The sequence below is a fragment of the Paenibacillus taichungensis genome (genome assembly GCF_047302525.1).
GTDB classification, from domain to species: Bacteria; Bacillota; Bacilli; order Paenibacillales; family Paenibacillaceae; genus Paenibacillus; species Paenibacillus taichungensis_B.
In genome coordinates, this window is sequence record NZ_CP168020.1 from 4,932,896 (window position 1) to 4,952,776 (window position 19,881).

Genomic DNA, 19,881 nt, shown 5'->3' on the forward strand with positions numbered 1-19,881 from the left:
CATAGTTAGAAAATCAACCCATTATCACGGGAACATAAGTTCCATTTATTGTAAATAACTGAACTAGAGTTCGTACACTATCCTCCCCGTTTGTTGAACAAAAGCAGCAGATCGTTTGATCAGCTGCTTTCTTTGTTTTATAACGCTATTGTATCCCGTTAGTTGAATGCCTCAATAGAATTAAATGCAAACATTATTTCTGCTTCACAAACCAATTCATTGTTTACCATTGCAAAGCCTGTTCCTTTAACAATCTGTCCCTTGGTTCGGGTCACTTCGAATTCAAGATGGAGTTGATCCCCTGGTTTTACTTGCTTTTTGAACCGACAATTATCAATACCAGTAAGCAACCCTATCTTATAGTTATTGCTCTCTACGTTGGACATAGCGATACCACCCACCTGTGCCAGTGCTTCTACAATCAAGACTCCAGGCATGACAGGATACTCGAGAAAGTGACCAAGGAAATAAGGTTCATTTAAAGTCACATTTTTGATTCCAACGGCTTTCTTTCCCTCAACAATTTCTAAGATTCTATCGACCAAAAGAAAGGGATATCTATGGGGAATAAGCTCTTTAATTTGATTAATATCAAGCATGGGTTTCCTCCTCTAATATTGGCTTATAATCATTCTAACGGATATACTCATGAACCCATCTGATGGACCCATCTGATGGACCTCATCGTGCATAACAAAATCGTCCCTGCCGTCAACCAGGTTGAAACGCACCCGTTCTACCAGCAGATCCAGAGTGCCGCTTTTATGAAAGAGCAGAGAGTGCAGCACCAGTCTTGGGCGCCGTTCGCTGAAGGACAGGGCAACTTGTTCAGGTTGAAGTCGTTGTTATCCCAAAATCAGTGAGAAAAGAGCGGATCGTCGAAAACTTCGACATATTCGATTTTGAGTTGAGCGCAAATGATACGGAACAGATTTCCTCCCTTGATACACGGGAAAGTCTTTTCTTATCCTACCACGATCCGAAATTCGCCAAGATGCTAGGCACCTTGAAAGTCGATCTGTAAACCCTTGATTGACCGTAAACTCATCACGTAATAATTTATTAGTTACATCATTCGGAATTGAACCATCATTATAACGATAAGAGAAGAAATACAGCTTAGTATTGCAATCAAAATATGAAGACAACTGAATGAGATTTTTTCTAGAAAAATTCTTTCTTTTCTTTGAATGAAACACGAGTAAATTAACACAGTGATCACAATGGGCAAATATTGATGAAGATCCGGTCCATCCTTACTCGGTAATACTTTATTAATATATCCACCTATTGTTTCATCAATGATCATAAATGTATATATAACTCCGATTATCGCTGAAATAAAAAACTGAAATGCTAACTGAACTAGATTTTTCTTTAAAAAGAAAGGACCAATTTTTCGGTATAGGTCATTGACCATTATGTATTTGCTGCCTCCTCATTTTTTTGAATAGTACTCCTCCTATATTTTACCACACAGCTCGTTCTATTGATTCCGTGCAGCGATACCTCAAATTAAAACTAACCTGCCCGTTAGTTCAATAAGATAGAGGAGCAGTATCGTCCGGGTCTGAACCAGCTGCTCCCCATACTTCCCCATCAACGTTATAACCGCCACCACTCCATTGAAGCAAGTAGCCTCCAGTACGCATGCCTTGTGAGAAACCTTCATTAATATTTATCCAATCCAGAGATTCCCCGACAGCAATCGTTCTAGCGAAATACACTTTACTAGTATCTAAGTGTGTTAAACTAACATTGACTTCATGGCTACTATTGTTCTTCATTAGAAGTTTTATATGTACGAATTCAGATTTTACGGTAAAGGGTTGCTGTACCGTTGCGCCCCCAGAAGCAATATAGTGCGAGGGTTTATCCTCTTCTTCACTTAAAGAATCAGTAAGGGTTGTACTTGTTGACTTGCTTGATAATACACCAGACTTTGGAGTAGAGGTATTCTCTTGAGTTGAACTTGTTGAATCACAGGCAGTTACGGTCGCTGTTGTTAAAGATAATAATAAAACAGCAAAAAAAAGCCCCTTTTTTTTCACAACTTTATCCCTCGTATTCTTTTATTAGTTATTCTAGAATCTATAAGACGTTCCTCGTTATTAATAACGCTATCAAATCAATGAAAGTTACATCTGTAATTCACAAAATGGCACTGAGTTAACCTGTTAGTATATTTTATTGTTCAGTTTAGATTTTGCTGAATCTTTCACTTCATAAGGATAAATGATCATCCTCTACTTCTCCAGATAAGTTAAATATCATTTGATACATTGCAGCATATACTTCTTTATAGTGTACTCTAAGTGTAATTACTACATGATTATAGCCATCATCTGGCCAATTAGTAATACGAAGTGATACACTATCCACGAACAACTCTATTTTATGTGGATCATATTCGGGGAATTCTTTTTTAAATTCATCATTACATTCTTTCTTATAATTGTTAAAGTAGTTCCAAAATCCTGAGTAACTCCGATCTTCTAAATTATACTCTTCGACAAAATCTTTTATTTCTTGAACATTCATATTAATAGCCCCGCTCTTATTCGACGTAAGAATTCAACTAAGATTATTTAACAAGAATTTCAATTGGATTCATTGTTAATGAGATATCCCCTGCAATATTCACAAAGAGATTTTGTTTCCCTTTTTTCGTTACTATAAATTCATCTTCAACCTCAACTATTTGACCTGAATTAAACTCAGTTAAATATCCCTTATCCGTATAACTACGCTCCTCGTTACTACCCGAAAAGAAAAAACGAATGATTGGTTCTCCATGGGAAACTTCAACAGGTTTAATACCCGCATATTTAAGAGTCCCTTTTACTTTTATTGCTTCACCAGTAACTATAATAGTTGGCGTTATTACTTCAAGAACAAAATCAGATGCTACTACACTTTGAGTCACAGTATCTTCATTTTTTTCTGTTGATGAACACCCAGCAAATATCATGGGTACCACTAATACCAACATTAAGATCCAACTACTCAATTTTGTCACATCATATCACCTCTCTTGTACTACAACGAATTTATATAGAATTTGTTGCTTAATTTCAAAGATACAAGTCATTCCGCTTTCATAGTCTACTTAAAGTCAAATATAAAATAGGCTCCCATGTAAGATGACAGCCTTAATTGCTTTCGTTTTCCGTTAGTTTGAATTACTGAATCATCTCATTGATTTTGCTAACGCGATCATTTCCTCTTTAGTTAATTCTCCGCTGTCCATTTCAATGAAAGTATCATTTTGTACCCATCGTAGGTAACCTCCTGGTATATGGTTAGCCCATGGTTCAAATCTCCCTTCGATACCATTTATGTTAATTTTCTCTCCATGTTCATTAAATTTAAAATCCTCGACTATAGTTCGTGTTGTACTTGTTCGATTACGAACATCGACGCTAGTGACAACTCGGTTTATTTTATATCCAACCGCCTTATGTTCTTCAATTCCAAAAAAATATGTCTGTCCTGATTCATCAAAAAAATGAAGTCTAACTTTTGAAACTGATGGACTAAGAACAAACGGGTATGGTTCCTTAATTTCTAATTTATAGTTTTCAACCAAGTAAGACGGTGTTAGTAATTTGAAATCCGCAACAGTTTTCAGCTTGTCCAAATCCACATTTGAAAAAGCTTGCGTAGGTTTAGCTGATGCGAGGAGTAGGTCATTGTTGATTCCAACAGAAAGCGTAAAGATAAAAATCAATGAAACAATCCGTTTAAGCAAGGGCTTTCCCTCCATATTTTTTGGTAATATTATGCCATTGTTTAATTCAACTATTCTTCCCTTTAGTTTAAACACAAAAAAAAAACAGAGTCTGTTACTCTGAGATTTCCGCCATCATTCGAGTGGATCAGCTTATATTTAATGAAGGGCAAATGATTTTCAGTTGATAATCTTAAATGTTATTCTCTAACTCTCCCCAGCGTCATCATCTACTCTGAGGTATACTGATCCAAACATAGGAATCATCAATTGTTTAGTCTTATCGTTGACTCGATTTAATTCACGGGCTATTTCGGATTCGTTAAAAACCGTCTGTTTCTCTGCCCATGCAAAAGTTCCGTGTTCTGTAGATATCTGACCATTAAATCTGAATTTATCATGATCTAAGTGTGGACTTAGATCATGATCTTGTACTGGTTTGCTAGAACCTGTTGATTTTAGTTCCAAATCATTCTTACCCTCTGTAGGTTTTAATATCAAAGTTAATTGATGAGATTGAACATGATATTCTTCAAATAAATTCGTAGACTGCGTTATTCCTGAGATCAGCATTATTACAGTAAAATTAAAAAGTATTTTTCGTAACATACTTATTCACCTCCAGGTGAGTAAGGTAAAGTTGTCCATATCGAGCTTCACAACCTATGTCCATTACAGAACATGATAGATTATTGTAATTATATTCCAGTGAAGTACGCATGAAAGTGGCCATACAGGTCAAATTATTCCTGAATAACTTGCCAAAAGAATACGAAAATTCGAAGGGATTTTCGGATCAGTTTAATGCGGCAGCTGAGCATATTAAACCATTACTACATCCTAATTTCTAATTTATTTGAGCCGCGATTTGCGGCTCTTTTTTTGTATTTCAAGGGATAAGGTATTTAATACAAATGAAAAATGCTCAAAGTTGAAGAACCTGCTAACGTTCGGACTGTTGTTATTTGCCGTAGCATCTTTTTTTTACCGTAACACTTTTATGATTCTGTAATTAGAAAAGCCATTGTCTGTAAAAGACAATGGCTTTTCTAGCATATTGCTTTCGAGCGGATTCAAAAGTAATCACTTGACCCTTGTTAGATGGTTGATTAAAGAAGTAAATACTTCAATGCTGAATCTGTTATTAGAGCAAAGTCTGTGCCCTTAATGCCTTCTCATATTTTATATAGGACTGGATTCCAGTTACAACCACCTCCCACTCATATGGAGTTACTTGTGATCGTTATATCCCTAAATGATGCTTTCACCGTTTTGTTTTCATTATGCGAAGTGACAGCTAACCCTAAATAGACAGTTCGATCGATTTTCATTTCATGAATCGAATATAATATCCATGTCTCACCGTCTGTACTATAGAATCCATAAAAAACATTACCAGACCTCTTTAGCCTTAACCAAGTATTTGGATAATTAATTGGGAACTCTGCTGGTTCTGAGCTATAATCCTTAGGATATATTGCTAAAGAATCACCGCCAGACTTTTCCCGATATTGAAATTCATAACCACCATTATTTTTATTTCGTGAGCTATTATCAGGAAAAACCATAAAGAATACATGCTCACTATCAGCAAGTAAAGATTTACGAGCCATAAGGCCCGCTTTCGTATAGAGATCAGCCATACTAAGTGATTCTAACCTTACTACCATATCGAAATCATCATGAATCGTTACATAGCTAAAATGGAATTGATCTGACGTCCCCCAAATGTCTTGCCCGCCTGCAATTACATCGTATCCTGTATCAACCTTTTCAATTGAGCCTTCTATATCAACGTTTCCGATATCTTTATTTATAAAATTCACCTGATTCATAGATACCTCCAGCAACTCTATCGTGAGAATTGTTGATTTTAATTTTCATCGTAATTGTATGCGGATAACAACATATTCCTCCTATGGTAGTCGTCTGCCTCTTGAACTTACAAATAGAGAATACCACTCTTCTCTCGTCATAGTTAGATTCATTGCCTCCCCGCATTTTTGAATACGGTCTGGTCTAGTAGTACCTAAAATAGGTTGAATCCCTGCAGGATGTCTCAATAGCCATGCTAATAGAATTGCCTCGGGTGATGTTTCTTTTTGATCAGCCATATCTTTAACTAGTAATGCTGTTTCTTTTATAGATTCGGTTTGACCCTCTAAATTTCTTCCCGAAAACAGCCCTTGTGCTAAAGATCCCCAGGCTTGAATTTGTATATTTTCAAGACGACAGTATTCTAAAGTTTCTTCAGGGAAATGAGCATTTATACGTTCATTATGGTTTACAAGTACTCCCATTTCTAACCAATCAAGTTTAGCCAGACTCATCTCCAGTTGGTTGATGATTAATGGTTCATTAGAATAGGATTGTAGCAGTTTGATTTGTGCTGCACTCATATTCGAGACACCAAAGTTTCTTACTTTACCGGATTCTTTTAATTCATGAATTACTTCAGCAACTTCTTCCGGTTCCATCAGTGGATCTGGACGATGTAGTAGTAAAAAATCAATATATTCAACTCCAAGTCTTTTTAGGATTCCGTCGACGCTGTTGCGAATATAGTCAGAAGAAAAATCATATCTTCCGGGCCTTCCCGGACCGTCTTCAAATCGAATACCACATTTAGATTGAATTAATATTTTTTCTCTCAGATCTTTACGTTCCTTTAAGACTTGCCCAAATACTATTTCTGCCTTTCCAAAGGTATAGATATCCGCATGATCAAAAAAATTAATACCAATTGAGAGTGCTGCATCAACTGCCTGATGGGCCTGCTTTATATCTTCTACTGTGATTGGATTTTGATTCCAGCCACCGCCCAATCCCATACATCCCATTACCATACGACTAGTGAATATTCCTCGTTTTTCCAATTGCAATGGTTTCATTTTCCATCCTCCATATCACGATTTTTTTGTCATTCTTACATGCTTTTCTTACACCCGATATACAATGGCCTCGTAAGGCAGGAAATCGATCACCGTATCCTGATTGGTTCGTTCAGGGTTATTGCCGATGACGATGTCGCCCAGCTTCCCTACGCCGAGGTCGGAGATGCTGCAGGTCGCTTGTTGCTCCGAGATGTTCAGCAGTACCAACCATGACTCCTCTCCGAGCGTTCTCGTATAAGCGTAAATCTGCTCATGTTGATCCAGATATGTCTCGAACTCGCCATAAACCATGACCTCGTTACTCTTTCTTAAAGCGATGAGCTGCTTGTAGTAATAGAAAACAGAATTCTCGTCCGCCAGAGCCTGTTCGACATTGATGTCCTTGTAATTAGGATTGACGCCGATCCATGATTGTCCTTCCGTGAAGCCCGCTTGTGATCCGGCATTCCACTGCATAGGAGTGCGGGAATTATCGCGCGACAAATGCTGAAGCTCCTTCAGTACTGCCTCCGGATCGCGGCCTGTTCCGACCTCTTCCTTATACTTGTTCTTCATAGCAATATCGTTATATTCGTCGATAGAATCGAACCGGATACCCGTCATCCCGATTTCTTCGCCTTGATAAATATAAGGCATGCCCGGCAGGGTGTGAATGAGGGTGGCGAAGCATTTGGCCGATTGTTCTCGATATACGGTATCGTTGCCGAAACGCGATACAACCCGCGTATGGTCATGATTGTTCAAAAATTGGGAGTTCCACCCCTTCCCCCACAAGCACTTGTACCAGCGATCCTGGATTTTTTTGAAGCGCGGCAAATCCCAATGGGCCATATAATCGCACACTTCAAAGTGGAAAAGCGTGTTTAACTCTCCACGGTCCTCGCCGACGTAGAGCACGCCGTCCTTGGGGTTCACGAACGGAATTTCGCCGACCGTAAACACATCATAATGCTTTAACACTTTGTCGTGCATTTCCTGCAGATACTCGTGAATTCCCGGGTTGTTGCCCAAATATGAAATATCCTCGGGCCGCTCGGCGTCCGGGAAGCCCGGGATTTTGGCAAGCAAATTGATGACGTCCATCCGGAAGCCGTCGATCCCTTTATCCAGCCAAAAACGCATAAAATCATAGACTTCCTCCCGTACCTTCTCGTTCTCCCAATTTAAATCCGGCTGCTCCTCAGAGAAGGAATGGAAGTAATACTCGCCCGTTGTTTCATCGTATGTCCAAGCGGAGGGCGCGAAATAAGAACGCCAATTGTTCGGCTGCTTGCGCCAAATGTAGTAATCGCGCTTCTGTGATTCGATGCTGGATCGCGACTCCTGAAACCAGGCATGCTGATTGGAGGTGTGATTGACGACTAAATCCATAATAAGCTTCATTCCGCGGTCATGGACGGCAGCCAGCAACTTCTCGTATATGGCCATCGTGCCCGCCTTTGGCATAACCGAACGGTAATCCGCAATATCGTAGCCGTTGTCGACGTCAGGCGAATCGTAGCATGGATTCAGCCAGATGACGTCCACACCTAGGCTTTGAATATAATCCAGCTTGCTATATACCCCCTCAAGATCCCCATATCCATCGCCGTTGCTGTCATAAAAGCTGCGCCAATACACCTGATAGACAACCGCTTCTTTCCACCATGTTTTGTTCATTTATTCTCTCCCCTTTGCAATTCAACGCTATAAATAATGACACCATCTATATCACAATAAGAGCCAGAACAAGGAACTTGGCTTGTACAAATGATAAATTTCACTTTACTGCCCCTGCTGCAATCCCTTTAATAATATATTTTTGTGCTATAGAATAAAAAATAACAATAGGGATAATGGTTAATGTCAAGCCTGCCATCGCTTGATTCCAAACAATTGTAAACTCGCCGAAGAAATAGAACGTTGATAATTGAATAGTTCGCAAACCTTTTTCAGATAGCACCAGTGACGGAAGCAAGTAATCATTCCATGAAGCAATAACATCGAGAATCGCTACTGTTACTGATATGCTTTTTAGTAAAGGAAATACAATTCTCCAGAATACGCCTAATGTACTGCAACCATCAAGAACAGCCGCTTCCTCTAAAGCTACAGGGATTGATTTAATAAAACCGTGATATAGAAATACAGCTATGCCAGCGTGGAAGCCAATATTCATAAAGATCAATCCTCCATGCGTATTAAGAACTGGCAAATGTAAATGAGTACGTATCCAATCCATTACTTGCATAAGTGGCATCATTAATGTTTGAAATGGAATAAGCATCGTCGCTACAAACAAGAAGAAAATGATTTTACTCATGACATTGTCGCGACGTACAAGCATCCACGCCGTCATTGAAGCAAGCACAATGACAAAAATAACAGTTACAATCGTCACATATAGTGAATTTCCAAGTGCAACTAGGAAGTTCATTTTCTTAATTGCTGTTATATAATATTCGAAGCTGAAGGTGCCTGGTAAGGAGAGTACATTTTCATATAATTCGGCCCGTGTTTTAAATGAATTAACAATCACAATGTAAATTGGTGATAAAAACACCAGTGAGATAATTACGATTAATAAAGAGAGTATTCCATTTTTAGTCTTACTCATTACATCTGCACCTCTCTTCGCTTGGTAATGATGACTTGAGTAATCGTTACAAGCGCAATAATGACAAAGAACAGAATTGCTTTTGCTTGACCAAGCCCATAATTACCATATCCAAATATCTCATTAAATACATTCATAGCAAACAACTCGGTATGGTGAATTGGGCCGCCATTAGTTAATGACAAGTTAACATCATAGATTTTGAACGCACCCGACAAAGTTAAAAATAAGCAAACTGTGAACGATGGCATTAATAATGGAAATACGATTTTGGTCATGCGATGCCATATATTTGCTCCGTCAACTTTAGCTGCCTCCATCACTTCATCAGAAATCCCTTGAATACCAGCAATATAGATAACCATCGTATAACCTGCCATCTGCCAAGTGAAGACAACTACCAATGCAAGCAAAGCATAATTTGGATGTATAAGCCAATTGAAGAATATATTATCCAATCCAGTTAATAATCCTAATTGGTTACCTCCATCTGTAAAAATGAAGCGCCAGATGTATCCAAGAATCAAGCCACCAATAAGATTCGGCATAAACAATAGCGTGCGAACAAGATTACTTGTTTTGAATCCAGAAGTAACCAGCAAAGCAAAAACTAAACCCAATAAATTAACGCTAATCAGTGCGAATATAGTGAATTTTATTGTATTCCACGAAGATGCAAGAAAACGCTTATCCTGCAACAAGGCAGTATAATTATCAAAGCCAACAAATACTTTAGGGGTACCATCAATTCCCCCCCAATCAATGAAGGAATAGTAAATTCCAATCAAAAACGGAACAAGAACAACAATAAAAAAAACCAAAAACAGCGGCATAGTGAATATGAAATACCATAGTTTTTTATTTGGCATACGAAACTCCCTTTTATCAAGTTTGACTTAGAAGAAAATAGGAAAATCTAACACCTTTTATAAGGGTTTAGGCTTTCAACAATGTATGTCATTGTCTTACTTAGCAGCTTTTACCCAAACATCACGAAGTTTATCAAGGAATTGTTCTGGGGTCATTGAAGGATTAAGAAAAAATTCAGATGCTAGCGGTGCAAGATCATTAATGATAATTCCTTGTGGGAAATAATTCAAAGCCCGAGGAATTGTATTCCCAGATTGTGCTGCTTCATAAACTTGCTGTGATAACGGATCTAAACCAGTTGGTTCAATCGTTGTAACCGCTGGAACAAACCCAAAATCATTAAGAATTGTATTTTTACCTGTCTCGCTAGTATACAACCACTCTAAGAATGCATTAGCTGCTGTAATTTGCTCTTGAGATGCTTTGTTATTGATAACCCAACCAGCGGGGATGCCCACTTCCAATTTATCGTTTCCAACGATCGGAATAGGAGCCATACTAATATTAATATCATCATAGTCAGCAAGCATACTGTAACTCCAGTTACCTTGGTGCACAATTGCAGTTTTGCCTGTTGCCAGATCACCCATTTGTCTATCATAAGTTACTTCAAGTGGATTAACAGTATAAGCACGAATAGCTGCCATCAATTCGGAAAACTCCTGGAATTCTGGTATTTCTTTTAAATCAACTTCACCTTTGTTTACTTTCTTAATGAAAGCTACAGGATCTTCTTGCAATGCAAATGGCGCGTTAATAATATGTCCAATCAAGAAATACGCTGTTTGAGACAGACCCAAACCATTGATACCATCAGCATTGAATTTTTCAAGAGCTTGTATTAATGACTTTGTGTCTTTAACAGTTGAAGGATCATATAAGTTTTTATTGTAAACAAGTCCAAATCCCTCTATTCCAATCGGAACACCTACAATTTTACCGTCAATTTCCAATTCCATATTTGGAACGATATACTTCGCATAAGATTCATTCGTCATGTCATAGAAATATGATGCAAATTTTTCAGCTTCAACACCTTGTTGCACAGAAAAAATGGTTGGACCTTCATTAGCAGCTAACTTTGTTTGTAACTGTGTAATGTAGGAATCACCTGCGGAACCCCAGACCTCAACTTCATTTCCTGTTTCTTTTTTATACTTAGATGCCAAGTTCTCAAGTGACTCAGCAATTTCAACTTTACTTTGGAATAAAGTAATTTTAGCAAGCTTCTCAACATTATTTCTGCCATCACCTGTTCCTTCATCCGTATTGTTACTACATGCTGTTAAAAAAATAAAAAGCATAGTAGTAAGTAATACAAGACCCCATCTTCTCTTCATTAATTCTTCCCCCTATCACGTATTTGGAATTTATTTCACAACATAAGCTTGATTATAACTATAAAAAATTACCGATTACAGGTGTAATATTCGCCTAAATGAGTAAATTATGAACCTGAATTGCTTAATAAAGTATTAATAATAAAACACATTCATTTCCAACAACTGCTGTCAATATTTTCGACAGAAGTAATCTGGAAACGAATGTGTTCTATGTTACATATTTAATTCTTTCGATAAGCGCTAGGTGTGATACCAGTATGTTTTTTAAATACTTTACTGAAATAATTTAAATTTTCAAAGCCACTTTCACTCGCAACCTCTTGAATGGATAACTCGGTATGATCAAGCAATGAGAATGCTTTTTCTATTCTTAATTGAGTAAGATAATTCATAATCGTTGTGCCATACTCTTCTTTAAACTTTTTCGCCAGATATTGCGGTGAAAAATGAAATATCTCTGCCAAACCTGATAATGTAACCTCTTCCTTCATATGATCGTTAATGTAATTTCTTACCGCAGCGATAGACTGAACATGAGTTATTTCCAGCCTACTGTAGTTGATTGATTCTAGCATATCACTAAAAATTTGTTTAAGTTTTGAGGACCATTCTTCCAGTTGTGATATCCAAAGCGGCATCGTCTCATGAAAGTTATCACTGTTAATTTGACTATAAATCCGCACGAGCAGAAGGTTGATTTCTACGGTATAGTGCTGGAGCTCTCTTATGCTTACAAACTCATACGAAGCCAACTCTATTTTAAAAGATTCAACTAATTCATGAAGATATTGTTTATTTTTTGCGAGAATTGCTTCTAAAATAACTCGTTCCTTATCTATAAAAAAGTTAATGGCTGATGACTTTCGGCCACTCTTAATATGATCAAAAATATTGCAATTAAGAATCATCGATTTTTCCTCAAACAAAGCTAATTGAAGTCTACTAGCTGTCAGGCTCATTTTATAGAAACCAGAAAATGAAGATAGGCGCAAAGTTCTTTTCCATGAATCCTGTATTTTTTTTACTGATATCTCTATATCTGCAAGTAAATAATTAGAACTTATAAACACAATGATAAATTCTTCATGTTTAAGCACATACCAACTACCCAGCGATTCAACCAGCTCTTTAACAATATTTTTCATCGAATAATTAAACAGTTGCTCGTCTCGAGCAAAATGTTTCTTTACGATTGCATCTTTATTTCTGGGCAAAAAAGTAACAACATAAAAATAATCAGGGTTGATTCCAATGGTAGTAAGAAAAGTATTAAGCTCTTCTTTAGAAACCTGTTCTTCCTCAATTAAGCGAGAAAACCGCTGCTCCATAACAAGATTATTCACTTCATTTAAACGAAAATTAGTGCTAAGTTCCTTTAGCCTTACTTCCTGCTCTTGTTTTATTTGATTGCATGCTTTTTGAATAGCCTTTTCCAAATCACGAATTTTAAATGGTTTTAGTAAGTAATCCACACCGTTAGCTAGCAGAGCTGCCCTAGTGTAATGGAACTTTTGATAACCGCTTAGCACAATAACTTTGGAGCCCCAGCCTTCCTCCCGAAGCTTCTCTAAAAACTCTGTGCCATCCATAAGGTGCATGCTCATATCGCAAATTATTAACTCGGGAATATGCTTCCGTACAAGTTCCAATGCCTCTAATCCATTTTCGGCCATAAATATTTGATTGATTTTATAATGTTGCCAATCAATCGATAGCTCAACACCTTCACGTACATGCTCTTCATCATCTACGATTAATAACTTCATCTGCTTGTCCCTCTCTTGATGATTCAATTGGCAAGGATAATGCTACTATGGTTTTTTTATAGGGCTTACTAGAAATCGACCAAGTGAATCCGTTTCCATAATAAAGCATTAATCGCTTCAATACATTGGACAAGCCAATTCCACGCTTCTCCGATACAACAACTTGCTCAAGGTAACCAGCTTTGACCTGTTCAATTTGCTGATCTGTAAAGCCTTTTCCGTTATCAATTACCTCAATCAACAATGAATGCTTAGTCAAAACAATGTTTACCACTATATGAATTTGACCATTTCCTCGTTCTAAACCATGTATAATACTATTCTCAACAAGCGGCTGCAAAGTCATTTTGGGTACAAGAACACAACTCGCTTCATTGGAATATTCTAACTCAAATTGAAGCCTTTGCTTATAGCGACCTTGCTGAAGTACCATGTAATGCTGTATATGTTCGATTTCTTCTTCTAGCGAAACATCCTCGTTCTCAATATCCATAGAATAGCGAAACATAGCTGCAAAGTCAGCAAGTCGATCACTGACGTCATGAGCTTTAGATTTAATTGCTAAAGTTGCAATCGATTGCAACGTGTTATATAAGAAATGAGGATTGATTTGAGCTTGCAGCATTTTCAAACGGGCTTGCGATAACTCAAGCTGATGACGATATTGCTTATTCCATAGCTCGTCTAGCTCACCAGCCATTTCATGCAATCTAATTTCCAACAAATCTAACTCATCCGGTGTTTTCTGTACAGGCTTGCGCTTTAATTGAAAGTTACCCATTTGCAATTGCTTAATGTGCTGAAACATTATTTTAATCCTACGCAACATGTAATAAGAGATTAAAGCCGCCAAAATGGAAATAAAAATAATCGAAACTGCTTGAATTAACAAAGTTTTACCAAGTGCAGAATTACGTGCCTTATTAATAAGTGTGCGAGGTATAAACTTAACTATTGTCATGATTAAACCATTTTCATCTGTCTTGGTAAAATAGACATAACTGCCTTCAGTAGTTTGAAGTTCCCCTTTATCTGTAGATAGTTGGGATGTATGAAGCCTTTGATAAAGTTCTACCTGCCATGGTTCTCTAGTTTTTTGTGCAGTCTCCTGTTGCGTGGGTTGTTTAACTCCTTTTGAGAGTGATAGCTCGGTCGAATCCATCTCATCTGCAGTTGTATAGAGTAGTTCGAGATTATTTCCGATAAATAAGTATACAGGTCCTTGCTCACTTGTTGTTAAGGAAGTAAGAAAATTTTTGATTTGTAATGGTTTAACATCAAAGGTAGTCAAACCGATTACTTCTCGAGTATAAATATCTATGAATGGCTTATTGACACGCAATCTTGGCTCTCTATTATTAAGTGTAACTTGAAACGGTTGCTTCAGCTCACTATGTGCATCCGACATCTCATGATCTTTAAAGTCAGGAATGATCACTATTTCATTATAATGATTTCGAATATTAAACTGCTTGTTTGTTAGCGCGCTCTTGTAAGAAACTGCACCTATCTCGCTATAATTCGCATATATTTTTTCAAGCCTTTGCTCAATATAGACACTTTCAGCAGGATTTTGAGGTTTTTTTTCCGACAACAGTCTAACAAGCTCAGGATCAGAAAAGTACGTCAAGCCAAGTAGTGACAATTCATGTAAATAAGACTGCAATGCTGACATCGTAATTGACATAGAATTTTGATTCAGCTCAACTAGCTGGCGTTTGATTGAGTTGCCTGTAATCTGATACGACAAATAATTTGAAATAATGAATGGAACAGTTGTCGCTACGATCAAGCTAACAATAATTTTTGTTATAATACTCACTTTGACAAGCTTCATCTAGGCATCCTCCACTCATTCCCCCGTACATTGTAGCACAGCAATAAGGAAACTTGTAAATACCTGAGATCATCCATCAGCACGGCGAAGAAGCTTCAAAAGCGAAGATACTGTTGTCTGGAGTTTCTCGATAAGCTTCCGGCTGAAGAACTTCTCACCCACCCAGTACGACGGTTTCATCCAGACGCTGACACGCCTTGCACACTTGCCGTTTCGTAAGACGCTGAATCAGTTCGACTTTGCCTTATAGCAGCCGGTCGACCTACCTTCTGACTTGACCAACATTCAGGTCATTCATGCTTCAACTGTACACAAGCGAATGCTGATTTATAGCTCATTTAGCTCTAGTAGTGCTACAATATAAATCTTTAATGCAGTGATCAGATTAGGAATAGACTGCACCTCATCTGGGCCGTGAATTTGACCATGACCAGGAGGCAAGTCAAGCAATGACACATCGGTCGGCAAACCAGGGCCAAAGCCTACCGCATAAGGTAGCTTTCTGGCATAAGTACCTCCACCCATTACAAATGGCTCCGCTTGCTCTCCTGTTACGACTTGATATACTTGCATGAGACACTTAACCTCTGGCGTATCAGGATTATAATAACTCGGCTCACTGTCATGAACATTAGTCAGGGTAAAGCCGCTTTCCTGCAACTGCTGCAGCAGCATCTTGGATGACTGATGAATAGGGTAGCGAATATTCAGCTCTATCTCCAGTCTTCCATCCCGCCCTTGTAACAAAGTTCCGACGCATGTTAAAGCTCCAGATAGCTTATCCTCACAATGTATCCCTAATGCCCGTCCATCATAATGCTTGCAAATATCATAAATTTTCTCAAGCTGGTAATGTGTAGACTCCTCAAACCATGTACTCCGCAACAATGGCTCAAAAAGGATCGCTATCGCATTACTAGTGCCTTGAGGAAACGCGGCATGCCCGGACTTGCCGACTGCGAATAATGTAATCTCTTCATCAGTCTGACTATACTGAATATGAGATGGCAGGAGGCTTAGCTTGGCGGTCGCTGCTTCATCACGTCGTATAATAAGCTCAGCATAACCAGGTACACTATTAGAAGCCACTCCCCCCTGTATGCGAAGGATTGACGAATCAGCAATATCACAGCATAAGGTAACAGAGAGCATTCCCTTCTCTCCATAACAGACCGGAAATCCGCTATCCGCCACAATATTAAAATCAGGGGCATGATAATGCTTACGATAATACGTAGCATCAAACATCCCTATTTCCTCACCACTACCGATAATATGCTGAAGCTGATAGTTTAAGGGGATACCCAGTTCCTGAATAAATCTTAGTGCATAAAGAACAGCAATGACTGCACCTTTATTATCTTGTACTCCTCTGCCTATGAGAAAATTGCCCTTTTGTGTACAAAAAAAAGGGGGGTAGATCCACCCCTCCCCTGCAGGAACAACATCGACATGCCCCCAAATTCCAATAGACCGCTTTGCCTCATCTCCCATACGAATTTCTGCACAATAATACTCCCGATTAAACGTTTGCAATCCATATCGTTGACCTAAATCCAATATATACTGAATAGCCTCTGCACATTTCTCCCCAAAAGGATAAGGAGAGGATGGATCATAGCTTGCCACACTTGGAATACTTACTAATCCAGCAATGTCTTCTAATAGCTCTGTCTTATGCTTCTCCATCCATTGTTCAATCTGTTCTTCAATAACAAAACCTCTCATTTACTTCCCCCCCGATCTTGGAGTATCTTGTTCATTATCCTTTAATTGCACCTTCAGTTAGTCCGGCGATTATGTACTTCTGGCCAGCTGCATAGATCACAATAATAGGCAACATCGCCATTAAATAAGAAGTGAAGGCCATTGTATAGTTAAAGGAATATTCAGTCTTGAAGTTGTATTGATATAAGGGGAGTGTCCAAAATTCCTTCGCTTTATTCAAAATTAGTAGTGGAAGCATAAAATCATTCCAGAACCATAATGAATCCATAATGACAAGCGTAACTAGCATCGGCATAATTAAACGTAAAGTAATAAGATAATAGATTTTAAAAGTGCTGCAGCCATCAATTCTTGCCGCCTCTTCAATTTCAGTTGGCATTCCTTCAATATAGTTGACGAGTAGGAATACCCCTCTTGTTAAGCTAAGCGCTCCATATAATAAAATGAGTCCAAAAGGATTTAATAGATTAATATTGGTCATAATTTTTGTTAAAGGAAGCATAATCACTTGAAATGGTACAAACAATCCTAACAGGATATAGAGATATAAAAATTTATAATATTTCTTATGTCGATTACGAGCAATAGCATAAGCAACGGTAGGATTAATAACAAGAACTATGATTACAGATCCAATTGTAATCAAGGTCGTATTCCATACAACTCTCCAGTAATTCCCCTTAGAAAGTAGTTCTGAGTAATTAGAAAAATTCAGTGCTTTGGGAAAACTGAAAAACCCTTTGCCTGCCTCCTCTAATGTCTTAAAGGAATTAACTATGACAAGATATATTGGCCCCATTATAATGATGATTCCAATAAGTAAAATGATATTTCGGAGAATACGCCAGCCAAGCCCTTCTTTTCGTATCGCTAAATTCATACTTAATGGACACCACCTTTACGTGTTAATTTAATTTGGATAAAGGATAACACTGCAATAATAATAAACAATATAACTGATTCCGCATTAGCCATCGCAAACTTTAGATTCTGAAATGCATCATTGTATATCATGATCCCAATAACATTAGTAGATTTCACTGGACCTCCACCTGTCAGCGTATAGGCATAATCAAAGGAAGTGATACCTGATTTAATCGCAAGCACCATATTTACGGTAATCGTAGGAATTAGAAATGGAAATGTGATATAACGAAAACGATTAAAGGTGCTGGCCCCATCGATTCTACCCGCTTCATACAGCTCGGAGGGAACAGATTGTAAGCCTGCAATAAAGATAAGGGTCGGCAAGGCCACAGCCTGCCAAATATTAACGATCACAACAGCAATTAAAGCATATTTGGGATGGGCTAAAGGACTTTGATATAATCCCATAATATTCAAGCTCTGACCAATCGGAGGAATGACTCGAACAAATACCTGGTCCCAAATTAATGAAATGGTTACAGCACTAATGATGGCCGGTAGGAAATATATCGACTTTGTAAAGGTTTGAAGCTTCTTAAGAGAGTTTAAGCTTAAAGCTAGAATTAATGACAGACTCATTACTCCTGCTACAAGCATCACCGCATACTTTCCAGTAACTAATAATGATTGCCTAAAATTCGGGTTGTTCCATAGCTCCGTATAGTTACTAAACCCTACATAATTATAGCTAGAACTAATCCCATTCCAATCCGTAAAGCTATATTGAATACCTACAATAACTGCATAAGCGAAAAATAGTGTATACAGAATGATAGCCGGAACCGTGAATAAGAAATAAGTTGAGCGTTCTAGAAATTTGCCTATCATGCTGCACCTTCCTCATCTCAATGTTACGTAGAGCTAGTAAATAGGGAGCGACAATTTGAATTCTCAAATTGTCGCTCCGATCAAAGCTATTATATTTACTTAACAGCGTTAAGCTTGATTGTTTCATCAATGTTCTTCAGGTATTGCTCAGGCGTCTCGTTATTAATGAGATAACCTTGAGTTGTACTATATAATTCCGTTACAATCGCACTTTCAAGCGTTGAAGACATCCAGTCATGAACTCTACCATTGTCGATAAAATCAAGTATAGGCTGTAAATATTGATCGCCATAGCTTGTACCATTAATAATGGAAGGTTCGCCAGATAGATCAGACCATTTCTGAGCAACCTCTGGTCGAGCTATATATTTTAAGAAGGTAAGCGCAGCTTCTTTTTCCTCAGGCTTAGCTTTTGCAGAGATGGACAGGGAAGCATTGACACCTGATAAAGCTGTCGTTGTATCAACAGTATCATTCGGAAGAGGGAACGCACCGAATTTCAAATTAGGGTTAGCAACCTTAATATTCCCACGACCGTATGAGCCAGAAATAATCATAGCGGCTTGACCATTAGCAAATGCTTCTTGCATCATTTGAGCGCTCACACCAAAAGCATCCTTATTAGCATATTGCGTTAACTCTCTTAGCTTGTTGGCAAATTCCAAGAATAGCGGATTGCCTTCCACTTGACCTTCACCCTTAGCCACTTTAACCATCTCTTCAACACCACCAGGTGCAAAAGCAATGTTCGTAGCTTGGAAGATGTGACCTACATCCTTCAATGGAAGATAGAGCGGTGTAATACCTTTGCTTTGAAACAATTTGCATGCTTCGATAAATTCAGCATAGGTGGTTGGGATTTTCACGTTATTTTGTTCAAATAGATTGATATTATAGTATACTGCCATATAATTTCGAGCGTACGGCAAAGAGTAGTATCCACCGTCATCTGCTACAGTCATATCCAAATATGTTTCGTTAACATCTTTAATAAAGGGTTGATCGCTTAAGTTTTCGATATAGCCATTTTTTACTTTTTCCTTAAATTGAAGCTGTGTAGGATAATCAGTAAATAGTGGTGGAATATCATTTGTTGCAAACCGAGACGTTAATACTTTAACTGGGTCAGGCACGGTATTCATATTAATTGCAATATTCGGATATTCCTTTGTAAAATCAGCAATAATTTCGTGATAGGCATTTTGAATGGCTTCCTCACCCTGCTGCTGGAAAAACTCGATTTTAACAACATCGCTCTTGCTTGAATTTCCGTTATCTGCTACGTTTTCCTTCCCGCATGCCGTCAGAATTATGGACATTAATAACATAGCTGTAACAGCTAGCTTTGCACTTCTTTTCATC

Annotated in this window: 18 protein-coding genes and 1 pseudogene; 1 reads left to right on the plus strand and 18 read right to left on the minus strand. The window is 38.0% G+C overall.

Annotated elements, in window-relative coordinates; genetic code table 11:
* Positions 1–158: 158 nt before the first annotated feature.
* Positions 159–599 carry a 3-hydroxyacyl-ACP dehydratase FabZ gene (gene fabZ, locus ACDJ58_RS22070; RefSeq protein WP_413372940.1) on the minus strand — a complete coding sequence of 147 codons (441 nt, stop codon included), beginning with the start codon at positions 597–599 and terminating at the stop codon, positions 159–161.
* A gap of 72 nt (positions 600–671) precedes the next feature.
* Between fabZ and ACDJ58_RS22075 the strand changes: the two are divergent.
* Positions 672–1,024: pseudogene (locus ACDJ58_RS22075) on the plus strand (aldo/keto reductase); the annotation flags it as partial.
* A gap of 514 nt (positions 1,025–1,538) precedes the next feature.
* Here ACDJ58_RS22075 and ACDJ58_RS22080 read toward each other — a convergent pair.
* The 17 genes from ACDJ58_RS22080 to ACDJ58_RS22160 all read right to left on the minus strand — a co-directional run bounded on the left by ACDJ58_RS22080 (position 1,539) and on the right by ACDJ58_RS22160 (position 19,880).
* On the minus strand, positions 1,539–2,051 hold the full coding sequence (locus ACDJ58_RS22080) for a pilus assembly protein (RefSeq protein WP_413372941.1): 513 nt from the start codon (positions 2,049–2,051) through the stop codon (positions 1,539–1,541).
* A gap of 172 nt (positions 2,052–2,223) precedes the next feature.
* Complete coding sequence (locus tag ACDJ58_RS22085; RefSeq protein ID WP_413372942.1) at positions 2,224–2,541, minus strand: hypothetical protein; 318 nt, start codon at positions 2,539–2,541, stop codon at positions 2,224–2,226.
* 43 nt (positions 2,542–2,584) lie between these two features.
* A complete protein-coding gene (locus ACDJ58_RS22090; RefSeq protein WP_413372943.1) occupies positions 2,585–3,019 on the minus strand; it encodes a hypothetical protein in 435 nt (144 codons plus the stop codon).
* Between the two features lie 171 nt (positions 3,020–3,190).
* Positions 3,191–3,751: a DUF4367 domain-containing protein gene (locus ACDJ58_RS22095; RefSeq protein WP_413372944.1), complete on the minus strand. Its 561-nt coding sequence runs from the start codon at positions 3,749–3,751 to the stop codon at positions 3,191–3,193.
* A 186-nt stretch (positions 3,752–3,937) separates the two neighbouring features.
* Complete coding sequence (locus tag ACDJ58_RS22100; protein WP_413372945.1) at positions 3,938–4,339, minus strand: hypothetical protein; 402 nt, start codon at positions 4,337–4,339, stop codon at positions 3,938–3,940.
* A gap of 611 nt (positions 4,340–4,950) precedes the next feature.
* On the minus strand, positions 4,951–5,565 hold the full coding sequence (locus ACDJ58_RS22105; protein ID WP_413372946.1) for a DUF1349 domain-containing protein: 615 nt from the start codon (positions 5,563–5,565) through the stop codon (positions 4,951–4,953).
* A gap of 81 nt (positions 5,566–5,646) precedes the next feature.
* Positions 5,647–6,621 carry an aldo/keto reductase gene (locus tag ACDJ58_RS22110; protein WP_413372948.1) on the minus strand — a complete coding sequence of 325 codons (975 nt, stop codon included), beginning with the start codon at positions 6,619–6,621 and terminating at the stop codon, positions 5,647–5,649.
* Positions 6,622–6,669: 48 nt separating this feature from the next.
* Positions 6,670–8,283, minus strand: a complete 1,614-nt coding sequence (locus ACDJ58_RS22115; RefSeq protein WP_413372949.1) for a glycoside hydrolase family 13 protein — start codon at positions 8,281–8,283, stop codon at positions 6,670–6,672.
* Positions 8,284–8,383: 100 nt separating this feature from the next.
* Positions 8,384–9,220, minus strand: coding sequence for a carbohydrate ABC transporter permease (locus ACDJ58_RS22120; protein ID WP_413372950.1), 837 nt, complete (start codon positions 9,218–9,220; stop codon positions 8,384–8,386).
* On the minus strand, positions 9,220–10,089 hold the full coding sequence (locus ACDJ58_RS22125) for a carbohydrate ABC transporter permease (protein ID WP_413372951.1): 870 nt from the start codon (positions 10,087–10,089) through the stop codon (positions 9,220–9,222). The genes ACDJ58_RS22120 and ACDJ58_RS22125 overlap by 1 nt, the downstream gene beginning before the upstream one ends.
* Positions 10,090–10,185: 96 nt before the next feature.
* A complete protein-coding gene (locus ACDJ58_RS22130) occupies positions 10,186–11,430 on the minus strand; it encodes an extracellular solute-binding protein (RefSeq protein WP_413372952.1) in 1,245 nt (414 codons plus the stop codon).
* Positions 11,431–11,654: 224 nt separating this feature from the next.
* Positions 11,655–13,199 (minus strand): response regulator transcription factor, encoded by a 1,545-nt coding sequence (locus ACDJ58_RS22135; protein ID WP_413372954.1) that lies wholly within the window; start codon positions 13,197–13,199, stop codon positions 11,655–11,657.
* Positions 13,177–15,036, minus strand: coding sequence for a histidine kinase (locus tag ACDJ58_RS22140; RefSeq protein ID WP_413372955.1), 1,860 nt, complete (start codon positions 15,034–15,036; stop codon positions 13,177–13,179). The genes ACDJ58_RS22135 and ACDJ58_RS22140 overlap by 23 nt, the downstream gene beginning before the upstream one ends.
* A gap of 327 nt (positions 15,037–15,363) precedes the next feature.
* The gene (locus ACDJ58_RS22145) at positions 15,364–16,764 is read right to left on the minus strand and encodes a Sapep family Mn(2+)-dependent dipeptidase (RefSeq protein ID WP_413372956.1); all 1,401 of its coding nucleotides are present in this window, start codon (positions 16,762–16,764) and stop codon (positions 15,364–15,366) included.
* 34 nt (positions 16,765–16,798) lie between these two features.
* Positions 16,799–17,644 carry a carbohydrate ABC transporter permease gene (locus ACDJ58_RS22150; protein WP_053781503.1) on the minus strand — a complete coding sequence of 282 codons (846 nt, stop codon included), beginning with the start codon at positions 17,642–17,644 and terminating at the stop codon, positions 16,799–16,801.
* Positions 17,645–17,646: 2 nt separating this feature from the next.
* A complete protein-coding gene (locus tag ACDJ58_RS22155) occupies positions 17,647–18,519 on the minus strand; it encodes a carbohydrate ABC transporter permease (RefSeq protein ID WP_053781504.1) in 873 nt (290 codons plus the stop codon).
* 95 nt (positions 18,520–18,614) lie between these two features.
* The gene (locus ACDJ58_RS22160; protein WP_053781505.1) at positions 18,615–19,880 is read right to left on the minus strand and encodes an ABC transporter substrate-binding protein; all 1,266 of its coding nucleotides are present in this window, start codon (positions 19,878–19,880) and stop codon (positions 18,615–18,617) included.
* Position 19,881 lies beyond the last annotated feature (1 nt).

What these genes read in the sequence shown, in the direction of transcription:
- fabZ (WP_413372940.1), bottom strand. Translation starts at nt 599, where the DNA reads ATGCTTGATATTAATCAAATTAAAGAGCTTATTCCCCATAGATATCCC.
- ACDJ58_RS22085 (WP_413372942.1), bottom strand. Translation starts at nt 2,541, where the DNA reads ATGAATGTTCAAGAAATAAAAGATTTTGTCGAAGAGTATAATTTAGAA.
- ACDJ58_RS22100 (WP_413372945.1), bottom strand. Translation starts at nt 4,339, where the DNA reads ATGTTACGAAAAATACTTTTTAATTTTACTGTAATAATGCTGATCTCA.
- ACDJ58_RS22105 (WP_413372946.1), bottom strand. Translation starts at nt 5,565, where the DNA reads ATGAATCAGGTGAATTTTATAAATAAAGATATCGGAAACGTTGATATA.
- ACDJ58_RS22110 (WP_413372948.1), bottom strand. Translation starts at nt 6,621, where the DNA reads ATGAAACCATTGCAATTGGAAAAACGAGGAATATTCACTAGTCGTATG.
- ACDJ58_RS22115 (WP_413372949.1), bottom strand. Translation starts at nt 8,283, where the DNA reads ATGAACAAAACATGGTGGAAAGAAGCGGTTGTCTATCAGGTGTATTGG.
- ACDJ58_RS22120 (WP_413372950.1), bottom strand. Translation starts at nt 9,220, where the DNA reads ATGAGTAAGACTAAAAATGGAATACTCTCTTTATTAATCGTAATTATC.
- ACDJ58_RS22125 (WP_413372951.1), bottom strand. Translation starts at nt 10,089, where the DNA reads ATGCCAAATAAAAAACTATGGTATTTCATATTCACTATGCCGCTGTTT.
- ACDJ58_RS22130 (WP_413372952.1), bottom strand. Translation starts at nt 11,430, where the DNA reads ATGAAGAGAAGATGGGGTCTTGTATTACTTACTACTATGCTTTTTATT.
- ACDJ58_RS22135 (WP_413372954.1), bottom strand. Translation starts at nt 13,199, where the DNA reads ATGAAGTTATTAATCGTAGATGATGAAGAGCATGTACGTGAAGGTGTT.
- ACDJ58_RS22140 (WP_413372955.1), bottom strand. Translation starts at nt 15,036, where the DNA reads ATGAAGCTTGTCAAAGTGAGTATTATAACAAAAATTATTGTTAGCTTG.
- ACDJ58_RS22145 (WP_413372956.1), bottom strand. Translation starts at nt 16,764, where the DNA reads ATGAGAGGTTTTGTTATTGAAGAACAGATTGAACAATGGATGGAGAAG.
- ACDJ58_RS22150 (WP_053781503.1), bottom strand. Translation starts at nt 17,644, where the DNA reads ATGAATTTAGCGATACGAAAAGAAGGGCTTGGCTGGCGTATTCTCCGA.
- ACDJ58_RS22155 (WP_053781504.1), bottom strand. Translation starts at nt 18,519, where the DNA reads ATGATAGGCAAATTTCTAGAACGCTCAACTTATTTCTTATTCACGGTT.
- ACDJ58_RS22160 (WP_053781505.1), bottom strand. Translation starts at nt 19,880, where the DNA reads ATGAAAAGAAGTGCAAAGCTAGCTGTTACAGCTATGTTATTAATGTCC.